Genomic DNA, 19,608 nt, shown 5'->3' on the forward strand with positions numbered 1-19,608 from the left:
TCTAGCGATAAAGCGCTTATTTCGAGGTTTGCGTGTGCGCCAATCAGGAATACGGCAGTATAGCTGACTTGATGCGTTGTCGTTGATGTGAGACCCACGTTGGCGGAGAACGATCATGACCGCCGATACGATGCTGAAATTCGTCGCGATGCCGCAATCCTATCCGGAAAAGCGCGCCGCAGAGGCGCGGGCGGAGGATTTTCGCGAGATCGCCGATCGCTACGCCATCGTCCAGGCGGAGGAGCAGGCCGGGCGCTGCTCGCAATGCGGCGTGCCCTATTGCACCGTTCACTGCCCGCTCCACAATCATATCCCCGACTGGCTGCGCCTCACCGCGGAAGGTCGGCTGCGCGAGGCGTACGAGCTATCGAACGCCACCTCGACGATGCCCGAGATCTGCGGCCGCATCTGCCCGCAGGATCGGTTGTGCGAGGGCAATTGCGTGATCGAGTTCACCGGCCACGGCGCGGTGACGATCGGCTCGGTCGAGAAGTTCATCACCGATACCGCCTGGGAGGAAGGCTGGGTCGAACCGCTCGTCCCCGGCCCGGCGCGCCGGCTGTCGGTCGGCGTCATCGGCGCCGGCCCGGCGGGGCTGAGTGCGGCTGAATATCTGCGCGGCTACGGCTATGACGTCCACGTCTACGATCGCCACGATCGCGCCGGCGGACTGCTGACTTACGGCATTCCCGGCTTCAAGCTCGAGAAACCGGTGGTGATGCGCCGCGTCGATCGGCTGAAGGCGGGCGGCATCGTCTTTCACGAAGGCTTCGCGGTCGGTTCGGACGCGACGCTCGCCGAACTGCGCGCGCGCCACGACGCGATCCTGATCGCGACCGGCGTCTACAAGGCGCGCGCGATCGACGTGCCCGGCAGCGATGCCGGCGGCGTGGTCGAGGCGCTCGACTTCCTCACCGCGTCGAACCGCAAGAGCTTCGGCGACGCCGTGCCCGCGTTCGACGACGGCAGCCTTGATGCGAGCGGCAAGAACGTCGTCGTGATCGGCGGCGGCGACACCGCGATGGATTGCGTGCGCACCGCGATCCGCCAGGGCGCGACGTCGGTCCGCTGCCTCTACCGCCGCGATCGCGCCAACATGCCCGGTTCGCAGCGCGAGGTGACCAACGCCGAGGAGGAGGGCGCCGAGTTCGTCTGGCTCTCCGCCCCGCATTCCTTCACGTCGGCGGATGAAGCAGGATCGGTCGCCGCCGTCCGCGCCAACCGCATGCGCCTCGGCGCCGCCGATGCCAGCGGCCGCCGTGCGCCCGAAGTCGATCCGGGCGGCCCGGTCGACATGCCCGCCGATCTGGTGATCAAGGCGCTCGGCTTCGATGCCGAGGCGCTGCCGCATCTGTGGGACGCACCCGAACTCGGCGTCACCCGCTGGGGCACCGTGCTGGTCGACAACAAGACGCTGATGACGAGCCTCGACGGCGTGTTCGCGGCTGGCGACATCGTGCGCGGCGCGAGCCTCGTCGTCTGGGCGATCCGCGACGGCCGCGACGTCGCCGCGTCGATGCACAAATATCTGAAGGCCAAGGCCGCCGCCTCGCCCGCGAAGGAAGCCGCATGACCGACCAGCGCACCTATCTCGCCACCCATGGCATGTACCGCCCCGAGTTCGAGGGCGATGCGTGCGGCGTCGGCATGGTCGCTGCGACCGACGGCAAGCCGTCGCGCCGCGTCGTCCAGTCGGCGATCGATGCGCTGAAGGCGGTGTGGCACCGCGGCGCGGTCGATGCCGACGGCAAGACCGGCGACGGCGCGGGGCTTCACGTCGATCTGCCGGTGCGCTTCTTCGACGATGCGATCGCACTCGGCGGGCACAAGGTGCTGCCCAACCGGCTCGCGGTCGGCATGGTGTTCCTCCCACGCACCGATCTCGGCGCGCAGGAGACGTGCCGGACGATCGTCGAGAGCGCGATCATCGAGGCGGGCTATACGATCTACGGCTGGCGGCAGGTGCCAGTCGACGTGTCGGTCATCGGCATGAAGGCGCAGGCGACGCGTCCCGAGATCGAGCAGATCATGATCGCCGGGCCGCTGCCCGATGAGGTCGACGCCGCCGAGTTCGAGAAGAACCTCTATCTTGTCCGCCGCCGGATCGAGAAGCGCGTCATCGCCGCGCAGATCCAGGGCTTCTACGTCTGTTCGCTCAGCTGCCGCTCGATCATCTACAAGGGGCTGTTCCTCGCCGAGAGCCTGTCGGTCTTCTACCCCGACCTCACCGACAAGCGCTTCGAATCGCGCGTCGCGATCTTCCACCAGCGCTATTCCACCAACACCTTTCCGCAATGGTGGCTGGCGCAGCCGTTCCGCTGCCTCGCACACAACGGCGAGATCAACACGATCCGCGGCAACAAGAACTGGATGCTCAGCCACGAGATCCGCATGGCCTCGATCGCGTTCGGCGAGCATTCGGAGGATATCAAGCCGGTGATCCCGGCCGGCGCGTCTGACACGGCAGCGCTCGATGCGACGTTCGAGGCGATCTGCCGTTCGGGCCGCGACGCGCCGACCGCCAAGCTGATGCTCGTGCCCGAAGCGTGGCAGAGTGACGTCGCCGACGACATGCCGCCGGCACACGCCGCGATGTACCAGTATCTCGCCTCGGTGATGGAGCCGTGGGACGGCCCCGCCGCGCTGGCGATGACCGACGGGCGCTGGGCGGTCGCAGGGATGGATCGCAACGCGCTGCGTCCGCTGCGCTACACGCAGACCGCCGACGGCCTCCTCATCGTCGGATCGGAGAGCGGCATGGTCGTTGTCCCCGAATCGACGATCATCGCCAAGGGGCGGCTGGGCCCAGGACAGATGATCGCGGTCGATCTCGCCGAGGGGCGGCTGTACCACGATCGCGCGATCAAGGACCGGATCGCCGCCGAAGCGGACTATGCCGGCATGATCGGCAATTTCGCCGCGATCGACGATCTGCCCCCCGCGCCCGCGAGCGACGTGCCGCGCTACGACCGTGCCGAGCTCGCGAGGCGCCAGGTCGCCGCCGGGCAGACGCTCGAGGACATGGAGCTGATCCTGTCGCCGATGGTCGAGACGGGCAAGGAAGCGATCGGCTCGATGGGCGACGATACGCCGCTCGCCGTCATCTCGGACAAGCCGCGCATCATCAGCCAGTTCTTCCGCCAGAACTTCAGCCAGGTGACGAACCCGCCGATCGACAGCCTGCGCGAACGCTACGTCATGTCGCTCAAGACGCGCTTCGGCAATCTCGCCAACATCCTCGATACCGAGGACAGCCGCGAGCGCGTGCTGGTGCTTGATTCGCCCGTCCTCACCTCGTCGCACTGGGCGCGGCTCAAGGCCTATTTCGGCCGCGCCGCCGCCGAGATCGATTGCACCTTCGAGGCGAATGGCGGGCCGGAGAAGCTGCGCGCCGCGATCCAGCGCATCCGCAACGAGGCCGAACAGGCGGTGCGGCAAGGCAAGAGCGAGCTGTTCCTGACCGACGAGCATATCGGGCCCGAACGCGTGGCGATCGCCGGCGTTCTCGCCGCCGCCGCCGTCCACACGCACCTCGTACGCCGCGGCCTCAGGTCCTACGCCTCGATCAACGTGCGCACGGCGGAATGCCTCGACACGCATTATTACGCGGTGCTGGTCGGCGTCGGCGCGACGACGGTGAACGCCTATCTCGCCGAGGCGGCGATCGCGGATCGCCAGGCGCGCGGGCTGTTCGGCGATCTCGCGCTCGACGAATGCCTCAAGCGTCACCGCAAGGCGGTCGAGGAAGGACTGCTCAAGATCATGTCCAAGATGGGGATCGCGGTGATCTCCTCCTATCGCGGCGGCTATAATTTCGAGGCGGTCGGCCTCTCGCGCGCGCTGGTCAATGATTTCTTCCCCGGCATGCCCGCGAAGATCTCGGGCGAAGGCTATGCCTCGCTCCACGTCAACGCCAAGGACCGCCACGACGCGGCGTTCGACGAAGCGGTCGTCAACCTGCCGATCGGCGGCTTCTATCGCCAGCGCCACACCGGCGAGGCGCACGCCTATTCGGCGCAGCTGATGCACTTGCTGCAGACCTCGGTCTCGACCGACAGCTATTCGACCTATCTGCAATTCTCGCGCGGGGTCGGCGATCTACCGCCGGTGTACCTGCGCGATCTGCTCCAGTTCAATTTCCCGTCGGAAGGCGTGCCGGTCGACCAGGTCGAGCCGATCACCGAGATCCGCAAGCGCTTCATCACGCCGGGGATGAGCCTCGGCGCACTGTCGCCCGAGGCGCACGAGACGCTGGCGATCGCGATGAACCGCATCGGCGCCAAGGCGGTGTCGGGCGAGGGCGGCGAGGACAAGGTCCGCTATCAGCCGTACGAGAATGGCGACAACGCCAATTCGGTGATCAAGCAGATCGCGTCGGGGCGCTTCGGCGTCACGGCGGAATATCTCAACGCCTGCGACGAGATCGAGATCAAGGTCGCGCAAGGCGCCAAGCCCGGCGAGGGCGGGCAGCTGCCTGGCTTCAAGGTGACCGAATTCATCGCCAAGCTACGCCACGCGACGCCGGGCGTGACGCTGATTTCGCCGCCGCCGCACCACGACATCTACTCGATCGAGGATCTGGCGCAGCTCATCTACGATCTGAAGCAGATCAACCCGCGTGCGCGCGTGTGCGTGAAGCTGGTCAGCTCGGCCGGCATCGGCACGGTCGCGGCGGGCGTCGCCAAGGCGCATGCCGATGTGATCCTCGTCTCCGGCCATGTCGGCGGCACCGGCGCGTCACCGCAGACGAGCATCAAATACGCCGGCACGCCGTGGGAAATGGGCCTCAGCGAGGTCAATCAGGTGCTCACCCTCAACGGGTTGCGCGGGCGGATCAAGCTGCGCACCGACGGCGGGCTTCGCGTCGGGCGCGACATCGTGATCGCCGCGATCCTCGGCGCGGAGGAGTTCGGCATCGGCACGCTGAGCCTCGTCGCGATGGGCTGCATCATGGTCCGCCAGTGCCATTCGAACACCTGCCCCGTCGGCGTCTGCACGCAGGACCCGCGGCTGCGCGACAAGTTCGTCGGCACGCCCGAGAAGGTCATCAACCTGATGACCTTCATCGCCGAGGAAGTGCGCGACATCCTCGCGCGGCTCGGCGTGCGCAGCCTCGACGAGGTGATCGGCCGCACCGAACTGCTCCGCCAGGTCAGCCGCGGCGCAGAGCATCTCGACGATCTCGACCTCAATCCGATCCTCGCCAAGGTCGACGCGACCGACGCCGAGCGCCGCTTCTCGCTCAGTACCTTCCGCAACGAGGTGCCCGACAGCCTCGACGCGCAGATCATCAAGGATGCCGCGGCGGTCTTCTCGCGCCGCGAGAAGATGCAGCTCACCTACTCGGTGCGCAACACGCACCGCGCGGTCGGCACGCGGCTGTCGAGCGAGATCACGCGCACTTTCGGGATGAGCGCGCTCAACGACGATCACGTCACCATCCGGCTGCGTGGTTCGGCGGGGCAGAGCCTGGGCGCGTTCCTGTGCAAGGGCATCACGCTCGAGGTGTTCGGCGACGCCAACGATTATGTCGGCAAGGGGCTGTCGGGCGGCGTCATCGTCGTGCGCCCGGCGGTCTCGTCGCCGCTCGCCAGCCAGGACAACACGATCATCGGCAACACCGTGCTCTACGGCGCGACCTCGGGCGCGCTCTACGCCGCGGGTCAGGCGGGCGAGCGCTTCGCGGTACGCAATTCGGGCGCGACGGTGGTGGTCGAGGGATGCGGCGCGAACGGCTGCGAATATATGACCGGCGGCGTCGCGGTGGTGCTCGGCGGCGTGGGCCAGAATTTCGGCGCCGGCATGACGGGCGGCATGGCCTTCGTCTACGATCACGACGACAGCTTCGCGCGCCGCGCCAATCCCGAGAGCATCACCTGGCAGCGCCTCGCGTCGGCGCATTGGGCGGGCGTGTTGCGTAGCCATATCGAACGCCATGCGCGCGTGACCGATTCGAAATGGGCGCGCGGCATCCTCGAAGATTGGGATCTTGCGGTCGGCCGTTTCTGGCAGATCGTCCCGCGCGAGATGCTCACTCGCCTCCCCCACCCGCTCGACGACGCGCCTGCGATGGAAGCAGCGGAGTAGGCGCCCTAAAAGCACTACCTGTCATTGCGAGTGAAGCGAAACAACCCAGGGCCGGATCGCACCGCCTGGAACATTTCGCTCCACTAGCAATGACGATTTCGGCTCGACCCGAAAGCGCTGCCACCCAGCGTTAAAGTTGCCTCGGACCGCCTGCGGCTAGCACCCCCTCGCCGCCGGCCCCTCCAGCCGGCCGGGGAGTCGCGTCAGTCCTTCTTGTCCTTGCCGCGGCCCTTTTCGTTGCCACGGCCATTGCCGCGACCCGGCGGCGGGCCACGGCCATCCTCGGGCGCGAACGATGAACGCAGGAACTGCGGCTCGTCCTCGAACGCGGGTTCCTCCTCGCGCCGCCGCGGTGGCTCCGCCTCGCGTGGGCCACCGATGCTGATCGATCCGTCGGGGCCGACTTCGAGGTCGACGCCCAGCCCGTCGAGCCGCCCAGCGATCGGCGCCACCTCGTTCTGCAGCACGCCGATCAGCCCCGCTTCTGGATCGACGTCCTCGACCACCGGCGCCTTGACGACCGGCGCGAGATCGAGCGCGGAGACCATGAAGTTGCGCCAGATTCGCGCGGGGATGCCGCCGCCGTGTAGCCCCGGATTGGGGGTATTGTCGTCGTTGCCGACCCACACGCCGACCACCAGGTCACCGGCGAAGCCGATGAACCACGCGTCGCGCCCCGATTGCGACGTGCCCGTCTTGCCGTACGCGTCGACCGACAGCGCCGCGGCGCGCCCGGTGCCGCGGATCGACGCGGCGAGCAGCGTCAGCATGTCGCGATGGATACGGTCGGGCATCGTCTTCTGCCCGTCGGTCAGCGCCTGATACCAACTCTTGTCGGCGACGTTGCGCAGCCCGTGTGGCTGCACCGGATAGCGCCCGTCGGCGACGCCTGCGAACGCCGCGGTCAGCTCGAGCAGCGAGACTTCGGAGGTGCCGAGGCCGATCGTCGCCTCGTTCGCGATCGGGGTCGAGATGCCGAGATCGCGCGCCGCGCGGATCACGTTGCGCACGCCCACCTCCTGCGTCAGCCGCGCGGCGACGACGTTCGACGATCGCTGGAACGCGCGCCGCAGCGAGATATCGCCAAGGTACCGCCCGTCGTCGTTCTTCGGCTTCCACCCCGCGATCTCGACCGGCGTGTCGTCGACCACCGTGTCGGGGTTCATCCCCGCGCGCAGCGCCGCAAGATAGACGAACAGCTTGAAGGTCGATCCCGGCTGCCGCCGCGCCTGCGTCGCGCGGTTGAACGGGCTCTTCGCATAGTCGCGCCCGCCGACCATCGCGACCACCTCGCCGTCGCGCTTCATAGCGACGATCGCCGCCTGCGCCTGCCGCAGCCCCGCCTGCCGGATCGCGCGCTCCGCAGTGCGCTGCAGGTTGCGGTCGAGCGTGGTGCGCACCGTCGCCTCGGTCTGCACCTCGCCCGCCTGGTCACGCGCGTCGGGCAGCACCCAATCCGCGAAATAGGTGCCGGTCGGCAGACTCTGCGCGCGCCGCGCCAGCACGCGCTGCGGCTGCACGTCGGCCGCCTGCGCCTTCGTCAAAAAGCCCGCGTCAACCATCGCGCCAACCACGATCGCCTGCCGCTTGCGCGCGCCTTCCAGGTTGCCGGTCGGCGCCAGCCGCGACGGCGCCTTGACCAGCCCGGCGAGCATCGCCGCCTGGCCGATGTTCATCTTGCCCGGCTCGCGCCCGAAATAGTGCTTCGACGCGGCGCGCAGCCCGTACACATTGTCACCGAAATAGACGTTGGAGAGGTAGCGCGAGAGGATCTCGTCCTTCGACAGCCACGCCTCCAGCCAGAAGGCGATCATCACTTCGCGCAGCTTGCGCGCCGCGGTGCGATCCGAATCGAGAAACGCGTTCTTGGCAAGTTGCTGCGTGATCGTGCTGCCGCCCTGCCGCACCCCGCCCGAGCCGACATTCGCCCAGGCCGCGCGTAGGATACCCCGCGGCGAGATCCCCCAGTGCGAATAGAAGCGCCGGTCCTCGATCGCGAGAAACGCCTGCGTGACGTGCGCAGGCAGGTCGGACGCGACCACCGGTGCGGCGATGATCGCGCCGCGCCGCGCGATCGGCGTGCCGTCCGCCGCGGTCAGCGTGATCGACGGCGGCGTCGGCGGCTTCAAGGATTTCGACAGCGGCGCAGTCACCGCCAGCCACCCGATCGCCAGCACCAGCAGGATCAGCGCGATGCCGATGCCCCGCGTCACCCAGCGCAGCGGGATGCGGCGGCGGCGGCGGCCCGGCGTCCCCTCGGGCGGCGGCCCTTGATCGTATTCCCGCTGATCCTGACGGTGCTCGGGGTCGCGATCGACCCAAGCGTCGAACCCCGGCATCGAAGCGCGCGGCTCGGCCGGCGCGTGGTTGTAGCGCAGCCGCCCCGGCTCGTGCGGGCCGTCGCCCATCGGGCGCGGATCGAAGGGATCGGGGCGCATATCGTCGTTCCGGCGGTCGGCCATTACGCGTATTACTTTACTAAGACAGTTGCCGCAAGGTCGCGCATCGTGCGAGGGAATAGGGCGATGAACGCCGCAACGGAAGCTCCCACGTCCGACACCCGCCCGCTCGTCGTCGGCATCGGCGGCACGATCGGCGGGCCCTCCTCCACCGAGCGCGCGCTCGCGATCGCACTCGACGCGGCCGGCGAGCAGGGCTTCCGCACTCGGCTGTTCGGCGGCGCGGACATGGCGAAGCTCCCGCTCTACGATCCCAAGGCGGCGCATCGTACCGCGGAGGAGCAAGATTTCGTCGCCACGGTGCGCGGCGCCTCGGCCCTGATCATCGCCTCGCCTGGCTACCACGGCAGCATCTCGGGCGTGGTCAAGAACGCGCTCGATCTCCTGGAGGAAACCGCGCGCGATACCGATCGCGCCTATCTCGCCGACATGCCCGTCGGCCTCATCGCCACCGCCTACGGCTGGCAGGCGACCGGCTCGACAATCGCCGCGCTACGCTCGATCGTCCACGCGCTGCGCGGCTGGCCGACGCCCTTCGCCGCCGCGATCAACACGCAGTTGACCAAGTTCGATGACGAGGGCGGCGCCAGCGATCCCGCCGTGATCGATCAGCTCAAGCTCGTCGGCAAGCAGGTCGCGCGCTTCGCGCCGCTCGCCGGCCTCGCCGATTAGGGCCCGCAAACGACACGCTACGGGCAATAAACGCCCGTAAAACGCGGCTCGACGTAACTTTAGTTATCCCACCGTTGACAGCCCCGCCGCCGCTGGTCCACCCCCGCGCCTGACGCGCCGACGCCACGATCGGCCGACGAAGCGGAGAGCGGGCATGGTGCTGACCAAGGGCGACGAATATCCGATCCACCAGACGGCCGAGCCGGTCGCCTATGCCGGCACCGACCGCAATTTCTACGATCGCTTCTTCTTCAACGGCTATGCCCCCGGCGTCGCGGAGGACGGCTTCTTCGCCGCGGCGATGGGCGTCTATCCGCACATCAACATCATCGACGCGAGCTTCTGCTGGCTAAAGGACGGCAAGCAGATCAACCTGCACGCCAGCCGCGGGCTCAACATGGAGCGGATGGACACGCAGGTCGGCGGCATCGCGGTCGAGGTGCTCGAACCGCTGAAGTCGGTGCGGCTGACCGTCGACGCGCCCGAACACGGCATCCGCGCCGAGCTGACCTACACCGGCCGCGCCTTTCCGCTCGAAGAGCCGCGCTTCACGCGCCGCAACGGCCCGCGCATCCTGATGGACGTCACGCGGATGACGCAGAACGGCACCTATCAGGGCTGGATCGAGGTCGACGGCGTCCGCACCGAAGTGACCGACTGGCTCGGCACGCGTGATCGCTCGTGGGGCGTCCGCCCGATCGGCGCGCCCGATGCGCAGCCGGCCAGCCCGCCGATCGCGCCGCAATTCTTCTGGTTGTGGAGCCCCACCGCGATGGAGGACGGCGACTTCTACTTCCACACCAACGACGACGAGCACGGCCGCTTCTGGAACCGCCGCGCCGCGTGGAAGCCGCTGGGCGGCGGGATCGAGGACGAGACGCATTTCGAATCCGATTACAAGATCCAGTGGAAGCAGGGCTCGCGCCACGCGCAGGGTGCCAGCGTCACGCTGAAGGACGAGGAGGGGTGCGAGACGCAGGTCGAGTTCGATCTCGGCCAGCCGTTCATGATGCTCGGCCTCGGCTACACGCATCCCAAATGGGGCCACGGCCGGCACCAGGGCGATGGGCTGACCGTGGAGCGCGAGGATTTCGTGCCGGCGGAGCTCGACGTGATGCAGCCGCACCACCTCCACATCCAGGCAATCGCCGGCGTCACGATGACGGGTCCCGACGGCAAGGTGCGCCGCGGCAAGGGCGTGCTCGAGCAGCTCGTCATGGGTCCGCACGCGCCATCGGGCTTCAAGGGCGTGCTCGACCCGGCATGAGCGCGCTCACCGCTACCGAGATCGAGGCCTATCTCACCCGCCTGTGGCAGCAGCCGGTGCGCGTAGACGCGCTGGCGCGCATCCCCGGCGGCGCCAGCCGCGAGACGTATCGCTTCGACGCGCACACCGATGCCGAACGGCACCAGCTGATCCTGCGGCGCGAACCCGCCAAGGGGCTGATCGATACCGAGAGCGCGACCGAATTCCGCGCTTATCAGAGCGCGGCGGGCGTCGTCCCCGTACCGCGCGCGATCGCGCTCGAGCCCGACGGCGCCGAGCTCGGCCGCCCGTTCTTCATCATGCAGCGGATCGAGGGCGGCGAGGTCGCGGGCAGCTTCGCGCGCGATCCGTTCGGCGCCTCGGCCCCGGCATTAGGCGAGGAATTCTTCGGCGCGCTCGGCCGGCTCGCCGCGCACGATGCCGCCGGCACGCCGCTCGCCGATCACGCCGCGATGCCGGCGGCCGACGAATGCTGGCGTATCGCGCTCGATTACTGGGACGGCGTGATCGAGGAGGATGCGCTGCTGCCGCAACCGATCGCGCGGGCCGCGATCCGCTGGCTGCGCGCCAATCCGCCGCCGCCCGCGCAGCGCGTCGGAATCGTCCACGGTGATTATCGCTCGGGCAACGTCATGCACGACGGTGCGGGCAAGATGCTCGCGATGTTCGATTGGGAAATGGCGCATTTCGGCGATCCACTCGAGGATCTCGGCTGGGCGCTCGATCCGATCTGGGATCATTTCACCCCCGGCATGGCGAGCGGCATGGTGCCGCGCGCCGACGCGATCGCGATTTGGGAGCGCGCGAGCGGGCTCACCGTCGATCCCGCAGCGATGCGCTGGTGGTCGCTGTTCGCCTCGGTCAAGGGCGCCGCGATCTGGCTGTCGGCGTTCCGCGAATTCGTCGACGGCGGGCGGCAGGATCCCGTGCTCGCCGTGTCGGGCTGGTACACGCTGCGCCGGCAGGATGCGATCATCGCCGCGCAGCTCGGCGGATCGGTGTTCGATCCCGTTCCCGCACTGCCGTCGAGCGACTTGGCGCAGGTGCTGATCGGCGCCGGGATCGCCGCCGCCGGGGCCGGCGAGAAGATGGGTGCGGTCGATGCCTTTGCCGGCTCGACGCTCACCGTCGCTGCGCTGCTCGCGTTGCTGGGCGCGCAGGAGGCGGAGAAGGCCGCCGCCTGGCGCCGCGCCGATATCGCCGACATGCGCCGGCTGCTCGGCGACGATGCGCCGGTGACCGCGGAGGGCGAGACGCTCGCCGCGCTCGACGGCATCTGGTCGACGCTGGCGAGCGCGCTGATCGCGCATCACGATCGCGTCGCGACCGACGCCGATGCCGAGCGCCCGCTGCTCGATTTCTACCGCGAGAGCGCGGCGCGGCGGGAGCTCGCCTGGCCGCTATGACCGCCGCCGCCGAGCCCGTCGCCAATCCCGCCATGGATCTGCCGCTCGCCGGCGTGCGCGTGATCGATGCGGTGCCCGGTGTCCTCGGCGCGCTCGGCCGCTTCCTCGGCGAACTCGGCGCGGAGGTGATCCGCATCGAACCGAGCGGCGGCGCGGCGGATCGCGCTGCCGGTCCGCGCGTCGCCGGGGTCAGCCTGCCCTTCGTCGCCGCCAATCTCGGCAAGGCGACCTGCCCGATCGATCTGCCGGCAGATATGCCGGCGCTGCTCGATCTCGCGCGCGAGGCTGACATCTTGCTCGAGGCGGGGCTGCCCGGCATCGACGCCGCCGCGCTCGCCGCCGCCGCGCCGCGCCTAGTCCACGTCGCGATCACCGATTTCGGCGACATCGGCCCGTGGCGCGACTGGCGAGCGAGTGACGCGGTGCTTCACGCGCTCACCGGCGGGCTCTCGCGCTCCGGGCTCCCGGGGCGCCCGCCGCTGATCCCGCCCGGCCAGCTCACCTATGAGACCGCGGTTGCGCATATCGCGGTCGCGACGCTCGGCGCGTTCATCCGCACGCTGCGCAGCGGCGAGGGCGACCGACTCGACGTCTCGCTGATCGAGGCGGCGATGCAGGCGCTCGATCCGGGCTTCGGGCTCAACGGCAGCGCGCAGTCGGGCGTGCCGAGCTGGAAGATGCCACGCGGCCGCACCGACGAGCGCTTCCGCTACCCGATCCTGCCGTGCGCCGATGGCTTCGTGCGGCTGTGCGTCCTTGCGCCGCGCCAGTGGCGCCAGATGCACGCCTGGATGGGCGCCCCCGCCGCCTTCGCCGGCCCCGAGTGGGATCGGCTGATGACGCGCTACAAGTCGCCCGACCTGCTGCCCGCGATCACCGCTTTCTTCGCCGACAAGACGCGCGCCGAGATCGAGGCGGAAGCCGCGGCGCGCGGCATCCCCGCCGCCGGGCTGCTCGATCTGGGCGAAGCGATCGCGACACCGCAGATGACGGCGCGCGGCGCCTTCGTGCCGGTCGAGATCGCGCCGGGCGTATCGCTGCCCTTCCCCGCCGGCGCCCTGACGATCGACGGCGCGCGCGCCGCGCCTGCCGCCCGCTATCCGCTCCCGGTTTGCACCGCTTTCGCCGCGCCGCGCCCCAGCTACGCCCCGCCGCCGGCTGCCGACTATCCACTCGCCGGCATCCGCGTGCTCGACATGGGCGTGATCGTCGTCGGCGGTGAGAGCGGGCGGCTGCTCGCCGATCTCGGCGCCGATGTCATCAAGGTCGAGAACGCCGCCTTCCCCGATGGTCAGCGCCAGTCACGCGACGACGATCCCGTCAGCCTGACCTTTGCCGCCGGCCATCGCAACAAGCGCGGCCTGTCGATCGATCTCAAATCCCCGCGCGGCAAGGCGCTGTTCCTCGATCTCGTCCGCGAGGCCGATGTGCTGCTGTCGAATTTCAAGCCCGGCACGCTCGCCGGGCTCGGCTTCGACGCCGCGACGCTGGCCGCCGCGAACCCGCGCCTCGTCACCGTCAACAGCTCGGCCTATGGCGCGACCGGCCCATGGTCGTCGCGGCTCGGCTACGGCCCGCTGGTGCGCGCCTCGGCCGGGCTGACCAAACAGTGGACCTATCCCGGCGAGCCCGACAGCTTCGCCGACGGCATCACCGTCTATCCCGATCACGTCGCCGGCCGCATCGGCACCGCCGGCGCGCTCGCGCTGCTGATCCGGCGGATGCGCACCGGGCACGGTGGCAACGTCAGCGTCAGCCAGGCGGAGGTGATGCTCGGCCACAAGGCGGCGGAGATCGCCGCACTCGCCGCCATCGCCGCGGGCTTACAGCTCGACACGCCCGAAACCGCGGAGAACTGGCTGCTGCCCTGCGCCGGAGACGACGAATGGTGCGCCGTCAGCGTGCGCCACGCCGCCGATCGCGCCGCGATTGCCACACTCGTCGGCGGAAACGATCGCGCCGCGGCCGAGTGCTGGGCCCGCGCACTGCCGCCCGACCAGGTGATGGCGCAGCTCCAGACGGCGGGCGTCCCGGCGGGCATGATGGTGCGCGTCGTCGATCTGCCCGAGCTTCCGGCCTATCGCGCGCTCGGCACCTTTCGCGAAGCGACGCATCCACTGCTCCCCGCGCCGTTCCAGGTCGAGGGCGCGCTCACCCGTTTCGCGCGCGTGCCGCCGCCCGATCAGCGCCCCGCCCCGCGCATCGGCGAGGACAGCGTCGCCGTGCTGAAGGACTGGCTGGCGCTCGACGACGCCGCGATCGCGCCGCTCCTCGCCGACAAGATCATCGAACAAGCTGCATAGAAAGGGACTATCATGGCTGAGCCGACTGCGAACCTGGGGAACGAAGCCGTCACCGTCGACACGCGCGGCAACGTAATGCTCGTCACGATCAACCGCCCGGAGGCGCGCAACGCCGTCAACCGCTTCGTCCACGAAGGCGTCGGCGACGCGCTCGAGGCGGCGGACAACGATCCCGAGATCCGCGTCGTGATCGTCACCGGCGCTGGCGACAAGTCGTTCTGCGCCGGCGCCGATCTGGTCGCGCTGTCGCGCGGCGAGAGCCTCGCGCCCGAGGACAAGACCAAGGCGGCGTGGGGCTTCGCCGGCATCGTCAGCCACGCGATCTCGAAGCCGGTGATCGCGGCGGTCAACGGCATGGCGCTCGGCGGCGGGCTCGAGATCACGCTCGCCTGCGACCTCGCCGTCGCGGTTGACGAGGCGAAGTTCGGCCTGCCCGAGCCCAAGCGCGGGCTGTTCGCCGCGGCCGGCGGCGTGTTCCGCCTGCCCGAGCAATTGCCGAAGAAGATCGCGATGGAGATGATCCTCACCGGCGACCCGATCGACGCCAACCGCGCGCTCGAACTCGGCCTGATCAACGCCGTCGCGCCGCGCGACAAGCTGCTCGACACTGCCTTCGCGCTCGCCGAGCGGATCGCGGTCAACGCGCCTCTGTCGGTGCAGGCGTCGAAGCGGATGGCGCAGGGCATTTCGGGCGGCAAGGTCGCGCGCGAGGAAGCCGCCTGGGCACAGAACCGCGACGAGACCAAGATCGTCTTCACCAGCGAGGATTCGCGCGAGGGGCCCAAGGCGTTCGCGGAGAAGCGCGCGCCGGTGTGGAAGGCCAAGTAAATGACGGCCGATCCGGAAAAGATCGCCGTCATCGTCGGGGTCGGGCAGGTCAACGACCGCCCGGCCGATCCGATGGCGGGCAAGGATTCGCTCGGGCTGATGATCGCCGCGCTCGAGGAAGCGGACAAGGATGCCGGCGGCGGCTGGCTGCCTGACGTCGACTCGGTCGCGGTCGTCCAGCAGATCAGCTTCCGCAAGACCAATCCGTTGGCGCAGAAGGTCGCCGACGGCATCGGATCGAAGGCGGGCATCGTCTACGAATCGGTCGGCCCCAATGGTGACAGCCCGATCCTGCTGCTCAACGAGGCGGCGAACCGCATCGCGCGCGGCGAGATCAGGATCGCGGCGGTGACCGGCGGCGAGGCGCTGCGTACCGCAAGCCAGCAGGCCGCGCTCGCCGCGAAGACCAGCGTCGCGGACCAGAACCCGCTGCGTAATCTCGCGAAGAACGCCGCGCCCGGCTATCGCCAGATCTACGGTCTCGCCACCCCGGTCGACGTCTATCCGCTGTACGAGAACGCCGGCCGCGCCGCCTACGGCCAGACGCTGGCCGAGGGGCAGCGCGAATCGGGCGAGATCTGGTCGCGCTTCTCCAAGGTCGCGGCGCAGACCCCCGCCGCCTGGATTCACGCCCCGAAGACGCCGGACGAGGTGATTGAGCCGACCGCCGACAACCGCCCGATCGCCTTCCCCTACACCAAGCTGATGGTCGCCAATTCGAGCGTCAACCAGGGCGCGGGCTTCATCGTCACCAGCCTTGCCGAGGCGCGCCGCCGCGGCGTGCCCGACGACCGCATCGTCTACGTCGGCCGCGGCGCGAGCGCGCACGAGGCAGACGACTTCCTCGCGCGCGACCGCTACGACAAGTCGCCGAGCATGGAAGTGTGCCTTTGCCGCACGCTCGAGTTCAACCAGGTAACGGCGGACGATCTTGATTTGGTCGAGCTCTATTCCTGCTTCCCGTGCGTCCCCAAGATGGCGCGGCGGGTGATCGGCTGGCCTGCCGAGAAGCCGGCGACGGTGTTCGGCGGCCTCACCTTCGGTGGCGGGCCGATCGGCAATTACATGGCGCACGCCGTGGCCGAGATGGTCGACAGCCTCCGCGCCGGCGAGGGCAAGAAGGGCCTGCTGTTCGCGAACGGGGGCTTTGCGACGCACAACCACGCGATCGTGCTCGCCACCCAGCCGCTGCCCGGCGCGGGCGAGGCGCACGCGTTCGACCTGCAGGCGGAGGCGGACGCGGCGCGGGGCGCGGTGCCGGCACTGGCGAAGGACTATACCGGCCCGGCCGAGATCGAGACCTACACCGTCTTCTACAACCGTGATGGCTCGGCGAGGGCAGGCGTTGTCGTCGCCAAGCTGCCGGACGGCAAGCGGACGCTGGCGCAGGTGCCCGCGACCGACACGGCGACGATCGCCTTCCTCAGCGACGGCACGGCCGAGCCGGTCGGTACCGCCGGCAGCGTTGTCGCCGATGGCGACGTGATGGTGTGGAAGCGCAGCGCCTGACCGTACCCCCTGTCCTTCCCGGCATCGCGTCGGGGAGGACAGGGTTGCGCTTCGGGTGCGCTGTCGCCTAATCGCGCCGGTGCCCTCCCCAGGCGCTGTTGGTAACGTCAGGAGGAATCCCCCATGCAGACCCGCGCCGGCCTATCGGTCGATCCACGCCTCGCCGCCTTCGTCGAGGACGAGGCGCTCGCCGGCACCGGCATCGCGCCCGACGCCTTCTGGCAGGGCGCGGCGGCGATCTTCGCTGAGTTCACGCCTGAAAACCGCGCGTTGCTCGCCCGGCGCGAGGAGTTGCAGGCGGCGATCGACGCGCGCTACGCCGCGGGCGCGCCCGTCGACACCGCGTTCCTCACCGAGATCGGCTATCTCGTTCCCGAGCCCGCGCCCTTCACGATCGGCACGCAGAACGTCGACGCCGAAATCGCGACGATGGCAGGGCCGCAGCTCGTCGTCCCCAGCCTCAACGCGCGTTTCGTGCTCAACGCCGCCAACGCGCGCTGGGGCAGCCTGTACGACGCCTTTTACGGCACCGACGCGCTGCCCGGTAAGGCGAAACCCGGCGGCTACGACGCGGATCGCGGCGCTCAAGTCATTGCCCGCGCGCGCGCCTTCCTGGACGAGACATTGCCGGGCTGGGACGCGGCGCTGACGGGGGGCGACTGCCCGCACCGTTTCGCGACATTCGATAAGGGCGTGATGTTCGCGCACAACGGCCTGCACATCGAGATCGTCGTCGATCGCGACCATCCGATCGGCCGCACCGATCCGCTCGGCATCGCCGACGTGGTGCTCGAATCGGCGCTGACGACGATCGTCGATCTCGAAGATTCGGTCGCGGCGGTCGATGCCGAGGACAAGGTCGCTGCCTATCGCAACTGGCTCGGGCTAATGCGCGGCGATCTGGTGGAAACGTTCGACAAGAACGGCGAGACGCTGACGCGCCGGCTCGCCGGCGACCGGACGTACACCTCGCCGAGCGGTTCGAGCTTCACGCTGCCCGGCCGATCCTTGCTGTTCGTGCGCAACGTCGGCCATCTGATGACGACGCCCGCGCTCCGCCTCGCCGACGGCAGCGAGGCGCCCGAGGGCATCCTCGACGCGATCATGACGTCGCTGATCGGGCTGCATGATCTCAAGCGGCTCGGCAGTCTGCAGAACAGCCGCACCGGATCGATCTACATCGTCAAGCCCAAGATGCATGGGCCCGACGAAGCGGCGTTCACCAACGGATTGTTCGACGCGGTGGAGGATCAGCTCGGCCTCGCGCGCCACACGATCAAGGTCGGCGTGATGGACGAGGAACGCCGCACCTCCGCCAACCTCGCCGCGTGCATCCACGCGGTGCGGGACCGGATCGTGTTCATCAACACCGGCTTCCTCGATCGCACCGGCGACGAGATCCACACCGCGATGCGCGGCGGCCCCGTCATCCGCAAGGCCGAGATGAAGGGCGCCGACTGGATCAAGGCGTATGAGGATCGCAACGTCCGCATCGGCCTCGCTTGCGGCCTCAGTGGCAAGGCGCAGATCGGCAAGGGCATGTGGGCCGCGCCCGACATGATGGCCGACATGCTCGACCAGAAGATCGCGCACCCGCGGAGCGGCGCCAACACCGCCTGGGTGCCCTCCCCCACCGCCGCGACGCTCCACGCGCTGCACTATCATCAGGTCGACGTGTTCGCCCGCCAGCAGGAAATCGCCGGCGAGGCGCCCCCGGCGCTCGACCGCCTGCTGAGCGTGCCGTTCGCCGCCGGGCGCAACTGGTCGCCCGACGAGGTGCGCGAGGAGCTCGACAACAATTGCCAGGGTATCCTCGGCTATGTCGTGCGCTGGATCGACCAGGGCGTCGGCTGCTCCAAGGTGCCCGACATCCACGACGTCGGGCTGATGGAGGATCGCGCGACGCTGCGCATCTCGTCGCAGCATCTTGCCAACTGGCTGCTCCACGGCGTCTGCACCGAAGCCGAGGTCGACGCCGCGCTCGATCGGATGGCGAAAAAGGTCGACGCGCAGAACGCCGGCGACCCGCTCTACCGCCCGCTCACCCGCGACGGCCTCGCTTTCCAGGCGGCGCGCGCGCTGGTGTTCGAGGGCGTGACGCAGCCGTCGGGCTATACCGAGCCGCTGCTCCATCGCTTCCGGCAGGAGAAGAAAGCCGCATGACGATCCGCCCGCGTCGCTCCGCGCTCTACATGCCCGCGTCGAACGCCCGCGCGATTGAGAAGGCGCGCAGCCTCGCGTGCGACGTCGTGATCCTCGATCTCGAGGATGCCGTCGCGCCCGAGCAGAAGGCGGCGGCGCGCGACCAGGCGGCGGCGGCGAGCGGGTTCGGCCACCGCGAGTGGGTGATCCGCGTCAACGGGCTCGATACCGAATGGGGCGCGGACGATCTGGCGGCGTGCCGTGCAGCCGCGCCCGATGCGGTGCTGCTGCCCAAGGTCTCCAGCCCCGACGATCTGCGCCAGGCGCGCGCGCTGCTCGGGAGCGGCCCGGCGCTGTGGGCGATGATCGAGACCGCGCGGGCGCTCGTCGATCTGCGCACGATCGCCGAGGCCGCGGCGGAGACCGGACTCGCCGCGTTCATCATCGGCCCCAACGATCTCGCCAAGGAACTTCATCTGCGTCCCGGCATCGATCGCGCGCCGCTGCTGCCGATCCTCAGCCGGATCGTCACCGTCGCGCGCGCCTACGGCATCGCGCCGCTCGACGGGGTGATGAACGCGTTCGACGACGAGGGCGCGATCGCCGCCGAATGCGCACAGGGGCTTGCTTTCGGGTTCGATGGCAAGACGCTGATCCACCCCAACCAGATCGCCCCCGCCAACCGCGTCTTCGCGCCGACCGCGGAGGAGATCGCCTGGGCGCAGCGCATCGTCGCCGCGTTCGACGCGCCCGAGAACGCCGGCAAGGGCGCGATCAAGGTCGACGGCAAGATGGTCGAGCTACTCCACCGCGACGACGCGCGGCGCACGCTCGCGCTGGCAGCCGCGATCGCCGACCACGGATAAACGCCGCTCACGCCGCTCTCCAAACTGAAGAGATCCGCATCGCGGTGGCAATCGCGCGTCACTGCCGCT

Annotated in this window: 11 protein-coding genes; 10 read left to right on the top strand and 1 reads right to left on the bottom strand. The window is 69.3% G+C overall.

Features of this window, described 5'->3' with window-relative positions:
* Positions 1 to 115 precede the first annotated feature (115 nt).
* Together B7L05_RS09120 and gltB are read left to right on the top strand one after the other, a co-directional pair.
* Entirely contained in the window at positions 116 to 1,573 is a 1,458-nt protein-coding gene (locus B7L05_RS09120) for an NAD(P)-dependent oxidoreductase (protein WP_085809959.1), read from the top strand.
* A complete protein-coding gene (gene gltB, locus B7L05_RS09125) occupies positions 1,570 to 6,087 on the top strand; it encodes a glutamate synthase large subunit (RefSeq protein WP_085809960.1) in 4,518 nt (1,505 codons plus the stop codon). Before B7L05_RS09120 ends, gltB begins: the two co-directional genes overlap by 4 nt.
* Before the next feature lie 203 nt (positions 6,088 to 6,290).
* On the opposite strand, the gene B7L05_RS09130 is transcribed toward gltB, so the two are convergent.
* Positions 6,291 to 8,549, bottom strand: coding sequence for a transglycosylase domain-containing protein (locus B7L05_RS09130; protein WP_085809961.1), 2,259 nt, complete (start codon positions 8,547 to 8,549; stop codon positions 6,291 to 6,293).
* 63 nt (positions 8,550 to 8,612) lie between these two features.
* Between B7L05_RS09130 and B7L05_RS09135 the strand changes: the two genes are divergently transcribed.
* The 8 genes from B7L05_RS09135 to B7L05_RS09170 all read left to right on the top strand — a co-directional run bounded on the left by B7L05_RS09135 (position 8,613) and on the right by B7L05_RS09170 (position 19,539).
* The gene (locus tag B7L05_RS09135) at positions 8,613 to 9,218 is read left to right on the top strand and encodes an NADPH-dependent FMN reductase (protein ID WP_085809962.1); all 606 of its coding nucleotides are present in this window, start codon (positions 8,613 to 8,615) and stop codon (positions 9,216 to 9,218) included.
* A gap of 154 nt (positions 9,219 to 9,372) precedes the next feature.
* Positions 9,373 to 10,485 carry a hypothetical protein gene (locus B7L05_RS09140; protein ID WP_085809963.1) on the top strand — a complete coding sequence of 371 codons (1,113 nt, stop codon included), beginning with the start codon at positions 9,373 to 9,375 and terminating at the stop codon, positions 10,483 to 10,485.
* A complete protein-coding gene (locus tag B7L05_RS09145) occupies positions 10,482 to 11,891 on the top strand; it encodes a phosphotransferase family protein (RefSeq protein ID WP_144037209.1) in 1,410 nt (469 codons plus the stop codon). Before B7L05_RS09140 ends, B7L05_RS09145 begins: the two co-directional genes overlap by 4 nt.
* Positions 11,888 to 14,194, top strand: a complete 2,307-nt coding sequence (locus B7L05_RS09150; protein ID WP_085809964.1) for a CoA transferase — start codon at positions 11,888 to 11,890, stop codon at positions 14,192 to 14,194. The genes B7L05_RS09145 and B7L05_RS09150 overlap by 4 nt, the downstream gene beginning before the upstream one ends.
* A 12-nt stretch (positions 14,195 to 14,206) precedes the next feature.
* Positions 14,207 to 15,022 (top strand): crotonase/enoyl-CoA hydratase family protein, encoded by an 816-nt coding sequence (locus B7L05_RS09155; protein WP_085809965.1) that lies wholly within the window; start codon positions 14,207 to 14,209, stop codon positions 15,020 to 15,022.
* Positions 15,023 to 16,531 carry an acetyl-CoA acetyltransferase gene (locus tag B7L05_RS09160; protein WP_085809966.1) on the top strand — a complete coding sequence of 503 codons (1,509 nt, stop codon included), beginning with the start codon at positions 15,023 to 15,025 and terminating at the stop codon, positions 16,529 to 16,531. It begins immediately after the preceding gene.
* A gap of 123 nt (positions 16,532 to 16,654) precedes the next feature.
* Complete coding sequence (locus B7L05_RS09165) at positions 16,655 to 18,694, top strand: malate synthase G (RefSeq protein WP_085809967.1); 2,040 nt, start codon at positions 16,655 to 16,657, stop codon at positions 18,692 to 18,694.
* Positions 18,691 to 19,539 (top strand): CoA ester lyase, encoded by an 849-nt coding sequence (locus B7L05_RS09170; protein WP_085809968.1) that lies wholly within the window; start codon positions 18,691 to 18,693, stop codon positions 19,537 to 19,539. Before B7L05_RS09165 ends, B7L05_RS09170 begins: the two co-directional genes overlap by 4 nt.
* Positions 19,540 to 19,608: the final 69 nt, after the last annotated feature.

This window comes from Sphingomonas sp. TZW2008 (assembly GCF_002117915.1).
Taxonomy (GTDB): Bacteria; Pseudomonadota; Alphaproteobacteria; order Sphingomonadales; family Sphingomonadaceae; genus Sphingomonas.

Coding starts and splice junctions, on each gene's coding strand:
- B7L05_RS09170 (WP_085809968.1), top strand. CDS start 18,691: ATGACGATCCGCCCGCGTCGCTCCGCGCTCTACATGCCCGCGTCGAAC.
- B7L05_RS09160 (WP_085809966.1), top strand. CDS start 15,023: ATGACGGCCGATCCGGAAAAGATCGCCGTCATCGTCGGGGTCGGGCAG.
- B7L05_RS09145 (WP_144037209.1), top strand. CDS start 10,482: ATGAGCGCGCTCACCGCTACCGAGATCGAGGCCTATCTCACCCGCCTG.
- B7L05_RS09120 (WP_085809959.1), top strand. CDS start 116: ATGACCGCCGATACGATGCTGAAATTCGTCGCGATGCCGCAATCCTAT.
- B7L05_RS09135 (WP_085809962.1), top strand. CDS start 8,613: ATGAACGCCGCAACGGAAGCTCCCACGTCCGACACCCGCCCGCTCGTC.
- B7L05_RS09155 (WP_085809965.1), top strand. CDS start 14,207: ATGGCTGAGCCGACTGCGAACCTGGGGAACGAAGCCGTCACCGTCGAC.
- B7L05_RS09130 (WP_085809961.1), bottom strand. CDS start 8,549: ATGGCCGACCGCCGGAACGACGATATGCGCCCCGATCCCTTCGATCCG.
- B7L05_RS09140 (WP_085809963.1), top strand. CDS start 9,373: ATGGTGCTGACCAAGGGCGACGAATATCCGATCCACCAGACGGCCGAG.
- B7L05_RS09165 (WP_085809967.1), top strand. CDS start 16,655: ATGCAGACCCGCGCCGGCCTATCGGTCGATCCACGCCTCGCCGCCTTC.
- B7L05_RS09150 (WP_085809964.1), top strand. CDS start 11,888: ATGACCGCCGCCGCCGAGCCCGTCGCCAATCCCGCCATGGATCTGCCG.
- gltB (WP_085809960.1), top strand. CDS start 1,570: ATGACCGACCAGCGCACCTATCTCGCCACCCATGGCATGTACCGCCCC.